The 16,318-nt window shown below is 36.0% G+C and carries 13 protein-coding genes; 9 read left to right on the top strand and 4 right to left on the bottom strand.

Going from position 1 to position 16,318, the window contains the following annotated elements:
* Positions 1–9: 9 nt before the first annotated feature.
* The 4 genes from ACXAGJ_RS11640 to ACXAGJ_RS11625 form a co-directional block, all read right to left on the bottom strand.
* A complete protein-coding gene (locus tag ACXAGJ_RS11640) occupies positions 10–2,277 on the bottom strand; it encodes a heparinase II/III domain-containing protein (protein WP_474840023.1) in 2,268 nt (755 codons plus the stop codon).
* An 18-nt stretch (positions 2,278–2,295) separates the two neighbouring features.
* Positions 2,296–4,629, bottom strand: a complete 2,334-nt coding sequence (locus ACXAGJ_RS11635) for a chondroitinase-B domain-containing protein (protein ID WP_474840021.1) — start codon at positions 4,627–4,629, stop codon at positions 2,296–2,298.
* A gap of 172 nt (positions 4,630–4,801) precedes the next feature.
* On the bottom strand, positions 4,802–5,515 hold the full coding sequence (locus tag ACXAGJ_RS11630) for a FadR/GntR family transcriptional regulator (RefSeq protein ID WP_474840019.1): 714 nt from the start codon (positions 5,513–5,515) through the stop codon (positions 4,802–4,804).
* A 175-nt stretch (positions 5,516–5,690) separates the two neighbouring features.
* A complete protein-coding gene (locus ACXAGJ_RS11625) occupies positions 5,691–6,971 on the bottom strand; it encodes a polysaccharide lyase family 7 protein (protein WP_474840017.1) in 1,281 nt (426 codons plus the stop codon).
* Positions 6,972–7,864: 893 nt separating this feature from the next.
* On the opposite strand from ACXAGJ_RS11625, the gene ACXAGJ_RS11620 reads away from it, so the two are divergent.
* From ACXAGJ_RS11620 to argB, 9 genes are read left to right on the top strand one after another with little or no spacing between them, the layout of a single operon-like run.
* Positions 7,865–8,506, top strand: a complete 642-nt coding sequence (locus tag ACXAGJ_RS11620; protein ID WP_474840015.1) for a GNAT family N-acetyltransferase — start codon at positions 7,865–7,867, stop codon at positions 8,504–8,506.
* The gene (locus tag ACXAGJ_RS11615) at positions 8,494–9,684 is read left to right on the top strand and encodes an argininosuccinate synthase (protein ID WP_474840013.1); all 1,191 of its coding nucleotides are present in this window, start codon (positions 8,494–8,496) and stop codon (positions 9,682–9,684) included. The genes ACXAGJ_RS11620 and ACXAGJ_RS11615 overlap by 13 nt, the downstream gene beginning before the upstream one ends.
* Positions 9,681–10,658, top strand: coding sequence for an N-acetyl-gamma-glutamyl-phosphate reductase (argC, locus tag ACXAGJ_RS11610; RefSeq protein ID WP_474840011.1), 978 nt, complete (start codon positions 9,681–9,683; stop codon positions 10,656–10,658). Before ACXAGJ_RS11615 ends, argC begins: the two co-directional genes overlap by 4 nt.
* Before the next feature lie 2 nt (positions 10,659–10,660).
* Positions 10,661–11,455, top strand: a complete 795-nt coding sequence (gene proC, locus ACXAGJ_RS11605) for a pyrroline-5-carboxylate reductase (RefSeq protein WP_474840009.1) — start codon at positions 10,661–10,663, stop codon at positions 11,453–11,455.
* A gap of 23 nt (positions 11,456–11,478) precedes the next feature.
* Positions 11,479–12,618, top strand: a complete 1,140-nt coding sequence (locus tag ACXAGJ_RS11600) for an aspartate aminotransferase family protein (protein ID WP_474840006.1) — start codon at positions 11,479–11,481, stop codon at positions 12,616–12,618.
* Between the two features lie 2 nt (positions 12,619–12,620).
* The gene (locus ACXAGJ_RS11595; protein ID WP_474840004.1) at positions 12,621–13,817 is read left to right on the top strand and encodes a glutamate-5-semialdehyde dehydrogenase; all 1,197 of its coding nucleotides are present in this window, start codon (positions 12,621–12,623) and stop codon (positions 13,815–13,817) included.
* Positions 13,795–14,589 carry a glutamate 5-kinase gene (gene proB / locus ACXAGJ_RS11590; RefSeq protein WP_474840002.1) on the top strand — a complete coding sequence of 265 codons (795 nt, stop codon included), beginning with the start codon at positions 13,795–13,797 and terminating at the stop codon, positions 14,587–14,589. The genes ACXAGJ_RS11595 and proB overlap by 23 nt, the downstream gene beginning before the upstream one ends.
* Positions 14,582–15,538 carry an N-acetylornithine carbamoyltransferase gene (locus tag ACXAGJ_RS11585; RefSeq protein ID WP_474840000.1) on the top strand — a complete coding sequence of 319 codons (957 nt, stop codon included), beginning with the start codon at positions 14,582–14,584 and terminating at the stop codon, positions 15,536–15,538. The genes proB and ACXAGJ_RS11585 overlap by 8 nt, the downstream gene beginning before the upstream one ends.
* On the top strand, positions 15,535–16,311 hold the full coding sequence (argB, locus tag ACXAGJ_RS11580; RefSeq protein WP_474839998.1) for an acetylglutamate kinase: 777 nt from the start codon (positions 15,535–15,537) through the stop codon (positions 16,309–16,311). The genes ACXAGJ_RS11585 and argB overlap by 4 nt, the downstream gene beginning before the upstream one ends.
* Positions 16,312–16,318 lie beyond the last annotated feature (7 nt).

Below are 16,318 nucleotides of genomic sequence, written 5' to 3'. Positions count from 1 at the left end.
TGTTTTAAATTAGTTTGTTTTTTTATATGCATATGGGCCTTTCCATTCTATGGTATTTCCCATAAATTTTACGGTATGCAAAACCTCTTTATTGTTGTTGGTTAGGCACAACAAAAAGGTGTGTTTGTGGTCTGTTGTTGTGGTAATTGTCCATCCGATGTAATTTTTATCGAGGAGTTCAATTTTTTCAACACTTTTGATTATGCTAGAAGCATTTTTGGCAAGTTCGGTAACAGGGCTGTAAGATCCGTGAGCTTCAATAATAGAAATGAAAGTATCGGATTGAGAATCTACTTTTCTATGGATAAGTGCGGGATCTTTTCTAAGGTTAAATTTGGGATCATTAGCTCCAATACGAGTAAATAACAATTGATCTTCAGCATTGGAGAGCATAGATATGGTATAAAACTGGTGATCTGATAACCAGGTAAACTGAGCAGTTTTTGCGGATAATGCATCGCTTTTTCCTTCTAGCCATAGATGCTGATATCCAAAATCATCACCCAAGGGTTCTGGTTTTACTGGTTTTTGATACTTAAAATTAGTAGCTATTATTTGTCCGTTATAATAAAATGGAAGATCAAATTGATGTGGTTGATCTGATTCGTAATGCATAACATCAATGAGCAGGGGAGCATTGAAATCTTTGTTCTCCAGTAGGATCATGGTTCTGTGCAAAGCAGTATTGGGGTAAGCATTTTTTTCTTTAGCACTTACCCATTGAATTTTTGGGTTTGAAACATCGAATAGATAAGGTTCAGAATGATGTGTACTTCCGATTTCATATTTTCCACCAAAATGAGAGATCTGATCTTGAATGATCGTATTGTGAGCTATAGTTTGTTTGGCCCAGGTTTTATTTTCTTTTAAATATCCACCACCGTTTTTTTGTTCGATATTTACAAATCGAGCTAAACCATAATCTTGTAGAATTTCTTTTCCATCGTTATAATAAGAATAAGATAATTTGTCATAATGACCATGGCTTAATCCCTGCGATGTATATTTCATAACCAATTCAAATGGTTGGTCACTAGATCTTAATATACCAATACCTCCTTGTTTTCCGTTAGCACCATCCTTTAATGCTATCGAGTTTTTTGGGAAAGCTTTTACTTTGTTTTCTTTGATTCCTAAAGCTACATGCAATCCAGCTTCGTCTAGCTGAACTTTATTCTGCTTCTTTGCGATACTTAGTAAGGCTGGATCTTTTTGCCCAAAATAATAGGCAATATCAACTGCAGAAACCAATTCGTTGGATAAGTAAGACATTCCTTTTTGAGCATCGTTTAATGGAAAAAACTCACCATCGCTATCGGTTAAATTGAGCAAAGCATAGACCGATTTGATCAATACCTGATCTTTGTATTCAAAAATGTTTAACTCAGGTTTTTTGTTTTGCAAAGCCTGGGCGAATATCATAAATGGATACATGGCATATCTTTGGTAATAGGGGCCCTCGGTATAATATCCATCGGGAGAAAATGGGGCGTCGAGATTAGCAAGAAATCCAGTTTTTTGTCCATCGATCGATATAAAACCTCCATCATTATCTTTAAGGTTTGGATTGGCTTTTACATCCTGTAAACCATGTAATGCTCTTTGTACTAGTTCTTCATTATCTATTACTAACCCAATCATCCCTACAGCGACATTTCCCCAGGTACTGTGATTATGAATACGATTGAAAAATTGCGGAGTTTCTTTGGATAAAAAATCTGCGTAAGGAATAAAAAGTTGTTGCTCCAGGAATTTTCTATCCTTTTTTGATAAATATTCATAAATGCAATCATAAGCTTGACTAACATATACCAACCAGTTAGCATCATTTAAACATTGCCAGAAAATTTTCCCTCGGGCATAAGATCTTTCCTGAGGATGCAGCGGCAAAGTAGGATACATTTTGGCGTATTCTTTTAGTACCTCATGAACGTATGATGCGTATTTTTCATCTTGTAATATCTGATATAATATTCCTGCTTTTTGAAGTGTTTTCCAGTTTTTCTTATGCTGATCATGCGTATATCCTCCAGCCATATCCTTTGGAATTGGTACAAGAATACCTTTTTCCATTTCGATATCAATCTCGGCTTTAACGTTGGCTAGGGTTTGATCAAAAATTGGGACCTGACCAAGATGTTTTCTGATTTCTTGTACTCCTTTTTTTGTTAGGATCAGATTGGGGTGATCTTGAGCATATATAAAGGATATCCCCACAAATAAAACAGGTAGTACGAAGTAATGCCTAATCTTGATCAAAAATGTTTGTGTGTTCATTTATGCGTCCTTTATACCTTATTTAATAAGTCCAAGATGAAGTCCGTCGTCTCCCTTGTTTTGCAGTTCAGAATCTTCCTGTAGCGAATAAGTGGTTTTGTTCAAAAATTTGGGATCCAAAGACCATAATGTATTTACTTCATAGTCCTGATCTCCGGTTACGATCACTTTTTCAGAATCAAAGAAATTGTTATGATGTACTTTGGCAATAGGGCCGCCTACAACCAAATGCATTTGTATTCCCTTACTGTTGTTGAATATGCTATTTTTAATCTCTGCATTTTGCACACCTACCATGGTTATGGATTTTTTGTTTTTATTTCTTTTTCCATTTCCAACATTATCCAGCACATTGTGGTCAAAAGTTAGAAAGGGACCAAAAGTACTTTCGTCACGACCGTCACGTACCAGATTTAAAACAGCTCCTTGAATGTCTGAAAACACATTATTTTTAAGAATTACAAATTCTGCATTAAATATCCCATTCTCTCCGATCTCCTTATCCAAAGCCAGTATATCACCAGTAATGTTTTTGAAAATAGAATTGGTAATACTAATTGTATCTGCAACTGTGTTTTTGTATACCTTGATAGCATTGTAGGAGTGATTGATATTCAAGTTTTTGAATTCGCAGGCATTGATCAGCAATGTATAGTTTTTGTTCATAGAATATTTGCTGGTTCTGATTACTGAATTTCCTGAGTAATCAGGAGCCTCTTTACCATCAAAAATTAACTTATTAAGTTTGAGATTCCCTCCGTTTTGAATATCAAAAAGTGAATTTTTCTCAAAAACAATCGTTGATTTTTCAAGAAATGAGGTGATAGTAATCGGATGATTGATATCGATGGTTTTGGTGACCAGATATCCATGAGGTGAGGTGAGTTGTATGATGTCTCCAGGTGCAGAGTTTTTTACCGCATCATAAAGTGTATTATTCCCAGGGGCAACTTGAATAGTTTTACCAGCATCAAATTTGATTTTCTCATTGGTTTTAGGATACCATGAAGGACCTGTGTTTTCTTTAGTAGGAGTATTTTCCCCGATACTGGCTCCAGCTTGGTTACTTTGGCTTGGAATAAGCAATCCTTGCGCATTTTTCTGTAGGGCTAGTTTTTTGGATACAAATCCTTTTTCGCTGATTGGTTTTGTATTAGGGCTGATAATATTATTCTGAAAATCAATACCACTGATATCATCATATACGGTAAAGGTATCATCTTTTGATTCGTTATAAAAAATGTTGTTTTTCATTTCAGAATTGAGTGGAGTGGCACTACGTTCACTATCACTTCCTGCGCATAACTGTATATAGTTGCAGTTGATAAAAGTGTTATTATTTATTTTGGCATCTTCTACCTGAAAATATCGGTTAAGTGGTGAATTAGGAACTCCATTCATCACCACCAGAGCTCCACCAAAACGATATCCGGTAAGTCCGATTCCGTAGTTGTTTTCAACAGTTTGTTTCCCGTTAATCACACGGATACCTCCTGTACTAGGTATTCCATTACCTATAAATACATTGTTTTTTACCATGGTCTCATTTCCATGCCTCATAGTAAGTGTTCCTCTACATTCATAAAACACATTATTACGGAAGGTGTTTTGGCAAGATTTGTTGGAGATGATTTCGAGTTCCCCACCACAACGATCAAAATAGTTGTTTTCTACAATGGTGTTTGAATTACTTAATGAGTGATGACTTGTTCCTATACGTAATGTTTCTCCTCCATTAGAACCAAGGGTTTGCCTTGGACCGAAGTAATTATGATCGATTTGGTGATGATTTTCTATGAATTTTTTCGAATTTAAACGAACCGCCATGGTTACCCCCAAATTTCCTTTGCCTTCAAAATGGTTGTGGTCGATACGATTGTTTTTTCCGTAGATACCAATCCAATAATCTTGTTCTCTCCTCTCGGGATTGCTATAGTTATCAATTACACATTCTGTAAGACGTGAATGAGAAGCGAAGGTATTTTTATCTTTTTTAAAAGAGATCACTTCTGAAGTAGGAGTGAAGCCATTTTTAAAAACCAGACCGCTCACTACAAGATGTTCGCCAGCTATTCTAAGATTGGAGTTTCCTTCTAGTGTTGTTTTTCCTTTCTCTTCAACAGTTAAGGTAATAGGATTATCCTTTTCCCCTTTGGCTTCAAATAGTAACTCGGTATCTTGCCATACACCAGAAGCTAGGATGATGGAGTCACCAGGTTTTGCTTGTTGGACAGCATCATTAAAAGCTTGTAAAGTTGTAATGGTATTGTTCTCTTTTGTAGTATTCGAGGATTGGCAAGAAGCTAAAAGTAGTACTAAAAGGACTGCGGGATATGTTACTATTTTTGTCATATGAAATCTGGTTAACCAATTTGGTTAACCAAAAATAGTAATATAAATCAATTATCAAAGAAGAAAATTTATTTTTTTATTAAAAAATTAAAGGATTCCTTACGTAATGTATAAATAAAGAGTGTTATTTCTAATCATTTCTCATTGAGAGTTGTCGTAGTAATAGAGTAGTTTATTGCTCACAATATTTATAAAGTTCTTTAAAATGATCTTTTAAATGTTGTACAGCTTCTTCCGGTTTTTGCTCTTGAATAGCATCGACTATGGCTTGATGCTCTTTAACTAATAAATAGCTCTCTTCTTTGTTGCACACTTTATTTGTAATGAAATGAGTAATAATTTCTGGTGTAATAATAAGCATTAGAGAGTTGATCACACTATTATTACTGGCTTCAGCAATTTTGATATGAAACATCAAATCCTCTTCAATTGCAGCAATACCTTTCATAGCTTTTTCGCTGTACGCTTTATGCGCCTTTTGGATTTCTTCCATTTGCTGTTCTGTTCTTCGCTTTGCGGCCAGTTGCACAGCATTGGTTTCTAAAATAATCCTGGTTTCAACAAAAGATTTGAAATCAGGTTTTTGTAGTTGTAGAATATCCGACATCATTCCATTTAATGCAGTAACACCAATGTTGGATACCCGTGTACCGGATTGAGGAAACTTTTTTACAAGACCATAAAACTCAAGTTTTTGGAGTGCCTGTCTAAGCTGATTTCTAGTCACTCCAAATTTCTCAGAAAGTTCGCGTTCTGCAGGAAGTCGATCTCCAGGTTCCAATTGTTTGGAAAGAATGAGTTCTCTTATTTTGGAAATAATAACTTCTTCTTTGCTTTCCTTTTTGTTTTCTGATGTTTTGGTTTTATCGATTGTGTTTATTTTCATAAGGTTTTGGTACTTGACAATTGGGTAATTCCATTTTGGTTTACCACAAAATATTCTTAAAATTATTAATATAATTTTAAAAAACTTTAAATTTTCTAATAAAAATACGGCTATCCCATAAAAAGAGGAATAGCCGTGTTTTCTTAGATTAATTTATTTCCTTGATGTCAAGTGTTTAATGAAATACTTCAAGTTTATTGATACCCACTCTTCCGTAGTCAGAACTCTTGTAACTTTTTCCTTTCATTGATTGCAAATAGTTTCCTGCCTTAAAGTAGTTTTCTTTGGCAGCAACCGATTTTGAAGTATATATAGTACGTACTCTGTTACCGCTATTGTCTAATTCATAAAGTTTTACGATGCTGTTCTTGTAAGTGAGTTCAAGATACATTTCTTCTCCAAGATTAAAATTCCCCACTGTTTTTCCTCCACCTTCGAGGACTTCAGTAACGTAACCGTTAATTCTCATTTTTACAGATCCACTGGTTTGATTAGCGTTTCCTTGACATTGCACTCGAATTACATCATCAAATTTGTCGGTTTTATCATGAATTTGGCCAAAACAAACTTTTCCAGAACTAGGTAATCGGTCTACTCGTACTCTCCATTTCATACGGTGTTCAGTATTTGTAGTACCATCCCAGAATATGTTGCTATTTCCATTGGCTGTTAATTCTCTCAATTCCATTCTAGGGTTTCCAGAACCTGAAGAAGTATCACTTCCTGCCCAAACTTGGAATATTGCCCAATTATTTTGAACAAAGAACCAATCGTCATTAGTGTAGTTTGGTAGATTAGGAATAGCATCGACATATTGGTTGTTTGACGGAGTTCCGCTCAGACCATTAAGTTTCCAATTCTGTAAACCAAGAAGAGCGTACGGGGTATTGCTAGAAGGTGGTGGTGGTGGATTTACCGATCCGTCTTCTCCATAGATTTCTACTTCGGTAACACTATTCCAATCATTGCTGGAGTTTCCAAAACTAGAAATACGTACATATCTTGCAGTGGTTTCCGAGAAATCATATGTTTCTAATTGACGGGTATTCCCACTACTTCCTTCCTTCTTTTTATCTACTACTGTTGATAAGCTCGAGGTAGAATTACCTACTCTTACTTTAAAAAATGCCTTGCGTTGATCTCCTTTGTACCATGCGATTTTGATCCTGGAGATTTTTTTAGAAGAACCTAAATCAAAAGTGATGTATTTTCCGGTTCTTCCAAAAGAAGACCATCGTGTGTTTAAGTTACCATCCAAAGTATTAGAAGGAACGTTACCGTCATCACCATTAGCCGAAACTGAAACAACAGGTAATTCTCCCAAAGATTGTTTTAGATTATTGTCTTCGGTTAGGGATATATCGTCTGCAAATTCAATATCCGTGGTGCAATTCGTAAATGTAATTAGAGCTAATGCTGTAAGAGTGCAGTAAGCAGCTTTTCTTAAGTTTTTCATGATTGTTTGTTTGTGTTAAATCAATATACCTTCTAATTGGTCGACCAATTTATGTTAATTTGTTGATTTTCACAAATTAAAAATTGATAATTAACAAAATTATTGTTAAAAAAATAGAGAATTGATATTTTTAATAGTAGTTTTTGTTGAGTTAGTATTTATTAAAAATGGTGATCTTTCACCATTAATTTTTGCCAAACTAATAAACGAAGAAGGGGGGTGAAAACTAAAATGCTAGAGCTACAGTATTCAGAAATAAACTGTACACAAGGTATTGATATTAGTCCTATATAAACAGATACTTTTAAGCAGTAGGATGCCCTTTAGTTTTTTTATTTGCTTTGGTAAAGTCATTGGTTTTATAATATGTAATTAGTTTAGAAATCTTTTTTGGTTAACCAATACATAAACTATAGAACACTTTTTTTATTGTTGTCTATTTGTCAAAATCTTTCATTGCGTACTATTTAATTTTTAATACAATTTTTTATCATATTCGCATTAATACTAATTTTTACATAATAATTCACTGTGGTACAAAGTTTTTACTTAATATTGCAGTATTAGTTAACGAAAGGGGCTACGGCCGACGATTTAGAGTTACTATTATGAAAACGGCAACATACATTTATTCGGAAGTTAAAGTTCAATCTTTGAACGTATCAGGTAATATTTCAATTACTCCTATACGCCGTTTCCGTCGCCCCTTGGGGGTTTAATTTTCTTCTGAAGTAGGTGCGCCCTACTTCCCCGAGAGACATCCAACTTGATTTTAGAACTGTAACGAATACTACCTCCTATACTAGTTTTTGCACTTTTCTATATCACTTCCTGGATACCAAAAATAAAATCAAAACTAATTATCAAACTTTTGATAAACGCAGCTTACGTTTATGCAAGAAGTACATATTACAATAGCAGACGAAAGTCATTTTCTATACGCTGAAGAAATTTGCAGTGTAATATCGGATTCCGCCAAGGTTAGAGGAACAGGTATTGCGAAGCGAACACCAGAGTATGTGCAGACCAAAATGAAAAAAGGAGATGCAATCATTGCATTATCCGACAATCAATTTGCTGGTTTTTGTTACATAGAAAGTTGGGGTCATGGCGAGTACGTGGCACATTCGGGTTTAATTGTTCATCCCGACTTCAGAAACCAAGGATTGGCAAAAAAGATTAAAGAATTTACGTTTAATCATTCTTTAAAAAAATACCCTACATCTAAAGTATTCGGAATCACCACAGGTTTGGCAGTGATGAAAATTAATTCTGAATTGGGATATAAACCAGTAACATTCTCAGAATTAACAGATGATCCAAAGTTTTGGTCTGGCTGTAAGACATGTACAAACTATGAGATTTTGACTTCAAAGGATCATAAAATGTGTCTATGTACCGGAATGCTGTACGATCCACTGAAAAAAAAGAAAAAGAAAGAGAAGTGGTTCAATCAAAAAGTATTAAAAAGATTAAAAAAGATCAAGCAAACCATGCTTGCAAATAATAAACCATTGTTATTATGGAAAAAGTAGTATTGGCATATAGTGGAGGGCTAGACACCTCTTATTGTGTAAAATATTTAATTCATGAAAAAAACCTTGAAGTGCATACCATTTTGGTAAATACTGGAGGATTTTCGGAAACAGAATTAGAAGAAACCGAAAAAAGAGCTTATGAACTTGGGAGTTCATCTCATATTAATAAAACCATTGTTGAAGAATTTTACCAAAAAGCAATCAAGTATTTGATTTTTGGGAATGTTCTAAAAAACAATACCTATCCGTTGTCGGTAAGTGCAGAAAGAATCTTCCAGGCGATAGAGGTGATCAATTATGCGAAGCAAATAGGCGCAAAGTATATAGCTCATGGAAGCACTGGGGCAGGGAATGATCAGATAAGATTTGATGTGATTTTTCAAACCCTGGCACCAGAAATTGAAATCATAACACCAATTAGGGATCTTAAACTTTCAAGACAAGAAGAGGTCACTTACCTTCAAAGTCATGGAGTGCAGTACAGTTGGGAAAAGGCCCAATATTCCATCAATAAAGGGATTTGGGGAACCAGTGTAGGAGGTAAAGAAACGCTAACTTCTCAAAACCCGTTACCAGAAGAAGCGTTCCCAAGCCAACTCCAAAAAGAGAAAGAAGAAACGATCACGCTCAATTTTGAGAAAGGAGAACTCGTTGGTTTGGATGGGATAAAAGATACTCCGGTAAATAATATACTGAAACTAGAAGAACTCGCAAGTGCCTTTGCTATAGGTAGAGATATTCATGTTGGAGATACCATAATTGGAATCAAAGGAAGAGTTGGATTTGAAGCAGCTGCACCAATTGTGATTATAAAAGCACATCATCTGTTAGAAAAGCATGTGCTGACCAAATGGCAACAATACTGGAAAGAACAATTGGCGAATTGGTATGGAATGCTTTTACATGAAGGCAATTATCTGGATCCGGTAATGAGAAATATAGAAGTGTTTTTAGAAGATTCGCAGAAATCAGTGACAGGAGAAGTAAAGGTAAAATTAAAACCGTATCACTTTATGTTAGAAGGAGTAGAATCAGATTTTGATATGATGAAATCCGATTTCGGACAGTATGGAGAGATGAATAATTCCTGGACTGCAGATGATGCCAAAGGTTTTATTAAGATCTATGGCAATGCTAATAAAATTTATCACAATGTAAACCCAGATCAATCATGATAAAAGTTGGAATAATAGGAGGGTCAGGATATACTGCCGGAGAATTACTAAGACTTTTAGTGCATCACCCAAAAGCGCAGTTGGATTTTGTGTATAGTACTACCAATGCAGGAGTTACTATAGCTAAACAACACCCTGATCTGGTCGGAGAAATTGATTTAAAATTCACCGATACCGTAAACCCAAATGTGGATGTAGTGTTTTTGTGTTTAGGTCATGGGCGATCTCAGGCTTTTCTAAATGAACATAGTTTTTCTGAAGCGACCAAAGTAATTGATCTCGGAAATGATTTCAGATTGAACAAAGATAAAAGCTACCAAAACAGGGATTTCGTATATGGATTGCCTGAATTGCAAAAGGAAAAGATCATAGAAGCAACAAACATTGCTAATCCAGGTTGTTTTGCTACAGCTATTCAATTGGCACTGTTACCCTTGGCATCCATTGATCAATTAAATAGTGCTGTACATATCAACGCAACAACGGGAAGTACAGGAGCTGGTGTAATACCTGGTAGTACTACTCATTTTAGTTGGAGAGATAATAATTTTTCTAGTTATAAGGTATTTACCCACCAACATCTAGACGAGATCCAGGAAAGCATTGTACAATTACAACCCAATTTTGATAGTCCACTGTTCTTTATCCCTAATCGAGGGAATTTCAGCAAGGGGATATACGTAACACTTTATACAGAATTTTCAGGAAGTGAGGAAGAAGCCATTAAGTTGTACAATGATTTTTATAAAGAAGCCCAGTTTACTGTAGTTTCTGATCAAGAAATTCACTTAAAACAAGTGGTAAATACCAATAAATGTATCCTTCATATTAGTAAGAAGAACGGGATGTTACTCATTACATCTGTTATAGATAATTTGATCAAAGGAGCATCCGGACAAGCCATTCAGAATATGAATTTGATGTTTGGAATTGAAGAAAAAACAGGTTTAGAATTAAAAGCAAGTGCATTTTAGTCATGAATAAGATAACCATCATAGGAGGAGGGAACTTAGGGAAATCCATTATTTCAGGATTGGCCAATAGTGACCTTTTTGAAGCAAAACATATTACTGTAGTCGATAAGTCAGAACATAATTTGACCGAAGTAAAAGAGAAGTTAGGAGTATCAACCTCTCAAAATATTACAGAAGCCATCTCAGGTGTGAAATGGGTGATTTTGTGTGTGCAACCTAGACAGTTGGATGTAGTTCTGGAGGAAATAAAAGAAGAACTCACTGCTGATCAGATATTGATTTCGACTGTCACTGGTACGTCCATCGAAGAGATCAATGAAGTGGTTCCTCAAAACAAGGTGATTCGTGTAATGCCAAATACAGGAGCATCAAAAAAGTTATCGATGACCTGTATTTCTGCAAATGAGGATGTAAAAGAAGAGTTAGCCTTTGTTCAAAAGATGTTTGACACCATCGGAAAAACGTTGATCATTGAAGAGCGACTTATGCAAGCAGCTACCGTATTGGGAGCAAGTGGGATTGCGTTCTTTTTGAGGTTTCTTAGAGCAATGATTCAAGGAGGAATACAAATGGGATTTCATCCTCATGAAGCACAGATTATCGCAGTACAAACAGCTATGGGGGCTGCAACTTTGGTAGCCAAGAATGGAACACACCCTGAACGTGAAATTGATAAGGTAACGACACCTCAAGGATGTACTATCGAAGGTCTTAACGAGATGGAACATCAAGGTCTTAGTTCTTCGGTGATAAAAGGGGTAATGGCCTCGTATGAAAAGATAAATACAATAAAATAAGGAGCATTAAAAAGAATATGAGTATGAAATTGTTTGATGTATATCCATTATATAATGTAGAACCGGTAAAAGCATTCAATAGTACGGTTATTGATAAAAATGGTGTAGCATATTTGGATTTGTACGGAGGTCATGGAGTAATTTCCATAGGGCATTCGCATCCTCACTATACCAAAAAAATAAAAGAGCAGATTGATAAAATTGGATTCTATTCTAATGCGGTACAGAATAGTATGCAAACTGATTTGGCACAAAAGCTGGGAGCATTATCAGGATACGATACTTATCAGTTGTTTTTGTGTAATTCTGGAGCAGAAGCCAATGAAAACGCATTGAAGCTAGCCTCTTTTCATACCGGGAAATCTCGAGTAATTGCTTTTGATAATGCATTTCACGGTAGAACGTCGGCAGCAGTTGCAGTAACTGATAACACCAAAATTAATGCTCCGCTCAATAAGCAGCAAGAAGTAACTTTTCTGCCTTTGAATGATATTGATGCTGTAACCAAAGAATTAGAAAAAGGAGATGTATGTGCTGTAATCATCGAACCTATTCAAGGAGTAGGAGGGCTTGATCAACCGACCACTGCATTTTTTCAGGAATTGCAATCGCTTTGTAAAGAGAATAATGTGGTATTGATTGCCGACGAAATTCAATCTGGATATGGGAGAAGCGGAAAGTTTTTTGCGCATCAACATCATGGTATTACTCCTGATATTATTTCTGTAGCCAAAGGGATGGGGAATGGTTTTCCTATCGGAGGTATACTAATAACTCCACATATTCAATCTAGTTATGGATTGCTGGGAACTACGTTTGGAGGTAATCATTTAGCTTGTGCAGCGGCTCTTGCAGTACTCGAAGTGATCGAAACCGAAAATTTGGTAGATAATGCAGCATCAATTGGAGAGTATTTCTTAACCAAAATTAAAGAACTACCAGGAATTAAAAAATGTAAAGGTAGAGGGCTCATGGTTGGTTTGGAGTTTGACTACGAAGTAGGAGAATTACGTAAAAAGTTGATTTATGATGCACATATTTTTACTGGTGGATCTATGAATAAAAAGCTGTTACGAATACTACCGCCACTTACAATCGATAAAAAAGAAATCGATCAGTTTGTAATGGCATTGCAAAACATCTTAATCGCAGAAAAAGTGTAGCTATGGAAGCAGTACTGAATATAGAACAACGAAATGCAGTTTTGCTAAAGATGGCGGAGTTGATTGCTAAAAACAAGGAAACTTTGATCACGGCCAATCAAAAGGATCTGAACAATTATGCAGGAGAGGATAAAGCAATGTATGACCGATTGAAAGTAGATGTCGATAAAGTACAGGGGATGATTGATGCATTAGAACAATTGGCAAATCTAGAGGATCCTTTAGGAGTAGAACGTTTTCAATTTACACATGAAAATGGAATGCATGTTTTTAATAAAACAGCTCCTTTTGGTACGGTACTTATCATCTACGAATCAAGACCAGATGTGACCGTCGAGGCGACTGGAATTGCGTTCAAATCTGGAAACAAAATTTTACTAAAAGGAGGTAAAGAATCACTAAACTCTAATTTGGAAATAGTAAAGTTATGGCATGAGGCACTAGCAAGTGTTGAAGCTACTACAGATTGGGTTACCTACTTGAATTATGATCGAAAGAAAACCCAAGAGTTTTTGGAGCATCCAACACAAAGAGTGGATCTTATTGTGCCAAGAGGAGGAGAAAAGCTTATTGCATTTGTAAAGCAGCATGCTACTTGTCCGGTGATCGTTAGCGGTCGAGGGAATAATTTTGTATATGTTCATGATGAGGCGGATAGCGCTTTGGCTTTGGATAACATCATTAATGGTAAAACCGACAAAATCTCAGCCTGTAATGCTGTAGATAAGGTTTTGATTGATAAAAACTTACCCAATAAAGAAGATTTTGTAAGAAACCTGATTACAGCACTCAAAGATTATGATGTAGAAATTATTGGGGATTCGTCTTTGGCTAAATATGAGGAGGTAAAGACCATTGAGAATAACAACATCTGGTTCGAAGAGTTTTTGGATTACAAAATTGTAATTGGAGAAACCACGAATAACAAAGAAGCCATTGATAAGATTAATGAATATAGTGGTGGACATTCTGCAGCAATCATTACCAAAAACCAACATATTGCAGATCAGTTCATGATGTCGGTAGATTGTGCAGCAGTATATCATAACGCTTCCACTCGATTTACAGATGGGTTTCAGCTAGGATTAGGTGGAGAGCTGGCAATAAGCACAGATAAATTACATCAAAGAGGGCCAATTGGTTTACAACATTTGGTAACCAACAAATGGTATATACATGGAGAAGGGCAAATCAGATAAGAAAAGAATTGTACTCAAAATAGGATCCAATACCTTGACCAAAGAAACGGATCAGATTTCGAGAGGAAAAATCGAGGACATCGGTAGACAGATTGTTGCTTTACAGGAAGCTTACGAATTTGTAATTGTGAGCTCTGGCGCAATAGCTGTAGCCAAACAATTTGTGAACCTGGAAAGTAATGGTAAGGAAATCAATGTGAAACAGGCTTTGGCATCTATTGGTCAGCCACACTTAATGCGAATTTTTCAAGAGAGTTTTAGAGATCTTGGTTTGTTGACGTCGCAGTGTCTGTTGTCTTATTCGGATTTTGAAAGAGAGGAATCAAAACAAAATATTGTCAATACGATCAATGTATTGGTAGCGAATAACTATATCCCGATCATCAATGAAAATGACACTGTGGCTACAGATGAAATCCAATTTGGAGATAATGATAAGTTAGCGGGGTTAACAGCCGTGTTGTTGGGTGCAGATTTACTTGTCGTTGCCACCAATACCAATGGAATTTGTACAAAGGCCTCTATTCAAAATAAGACCTACCAAACCATAACCGATGTAGTAGATGTAGAAGAGCTGGAACAAGAGATCGTGAGTGCAGTATCTTCTCATGGTACCGGTGGGATGCGTTCAAAAATTGAAGCGGCAAAAATAGCCCAGGCTGCTGAGATAGAAACATGGATTGTAAATGGGCTTAACGATAATTTTATTACCGATGTAATTGAGGACAAGGTCCCTTTTACAAGAATAACAAAAGCAGTATATAATGAATAATTACTTTTCAATAGCAGATATAGATAATGTTGAGGATTGGGTGGGTCAAGCCATAGCGTTAAAAAAGGAACCACTACAGGATAAAGAACTGGGAAAGGACAAAACCATAGGGTTGTTGTTTTTTAATCCCAGTCTACGTACTCGATTAAGCACGCAAAAGGCGGCACTTAATCTGGGGATGAATGTGATGGTGATGAATTTTACAGGAGAAGGCTGGTCTTTAGAATATGGTGATGGTACCATCATGGATCAAGGAAATTCCGAACATGTTAAGGAAGCAGCGCAGGTGGTTTCACAATATTGTGATATACTGGCCATTCGAGCATTTGCACATTTAAAAGACAAAGAAGAGGATTACAGCGAAAAGGTGTTAAAAAGCTTCATGGAATACGCGACCATTCCAGTGGTAAATATGGAAAGTGCAACGGGTCATCCATTACAAGCACTTACCGATGCGATTACTATTATCGAACATAAAAAAAAGGAGAAACCAAAGGTTGTATTATCATGGGCACCGCATCCAAAAGCTTTGCCCCAGGCTGTTGCCAACTCTTTTGTAGAGATGATGCAACGAATGGACGCACATTTTGTAATTACCCATCCAAAGGGATATGAGTTAGCCAGTCAAATTACTAAAGAGGTGCCCATTGATTACAACCAGGAGAATGCTTTTAAAGATGCAGATTTTATTTATGTCAAAAATTGGAGTGCTTACCAGAACTATGGAAAAGTACTATCAACCGATACCGATTGGAAAATTACTGAAGATAAAATGAAGCTGACCAACCAGGCTAAATTTATGCATTGTCTGCCGGTAAGACGAAATGTAGTCGTAGATGATGCAGTGATTGAAAGTAAAGATGCAATTGTAATTCAGCAGGCCAACAATAGAACCTATGCAGCACAATTGGTATTGAAAAAAATATTGAAAGGATTGAAGGGATCATGAAGCAGTTATTAGTAGCAAAAATAGGAGGTAATATTATTGAAGACAAAGATGCGCTAAATCAATTTTTGATAGATTTTTCAAAAATAGAAGGGCCTAAAATTTTGATTCATGGAGGCGGAAAGTCAGCAACACAGCTTTCAAAAAAACTTGGGATCAAAACCGAAATGATCGACGGCAGAAGAATAACCTCGGCAGCAAATTTGGATGTTGTTGTGATGACTTATGCTGGGTTAATCAATAAAAATATTGTTGCTGGGCTGCAAAAACATGGTAGTCCGGCACTAGGATTAACAGGTGCAGATGCAAATACAATTATGGCAACCAAAAGACCCGCACAGTTTGTGGATTATGGTTTTGTAGGCGATGTAGAGAAGGTAAATAATAAGATGATAAAAGGGATATTGGATATGGGGATCATTCCTGTATTTTGTGCAATCACTCATGATGGAAATGGGCAATTGTTAAATACCAATGCCGATACGATAGCCTCAGAGATTGCCTCTGCAATGAGCGCCCATTTTGAAGTGTCCTTGTTCTACTGTTTTGAACTGAAAGGTGTTTTGGAAGATATCAATAATAAGGATTCTGTTATAGAACATATTAATTTAGAAAAATATGCAAAGCTTAGAGATGATGAGGTAATAGCCGATGGAATGCTCCCAAAATTACAGAATTGTTTTGATGCATTGCAAAAGAATGTAGCAAGCGTGCATATTGCAAACGCCGAATTTATAAAAGATAAAACCATAAAACATACTACCTTGAGTTTATAAATCAAGA

The organism is Aquimarina sp. AWH4_224, from assembly GCF_056160245.1.
The sequence above is the reverse complement of the archived record's forward strand: the minus strand, read 5'-3'. Positions and strand labels throughout refer to the sequence as shown.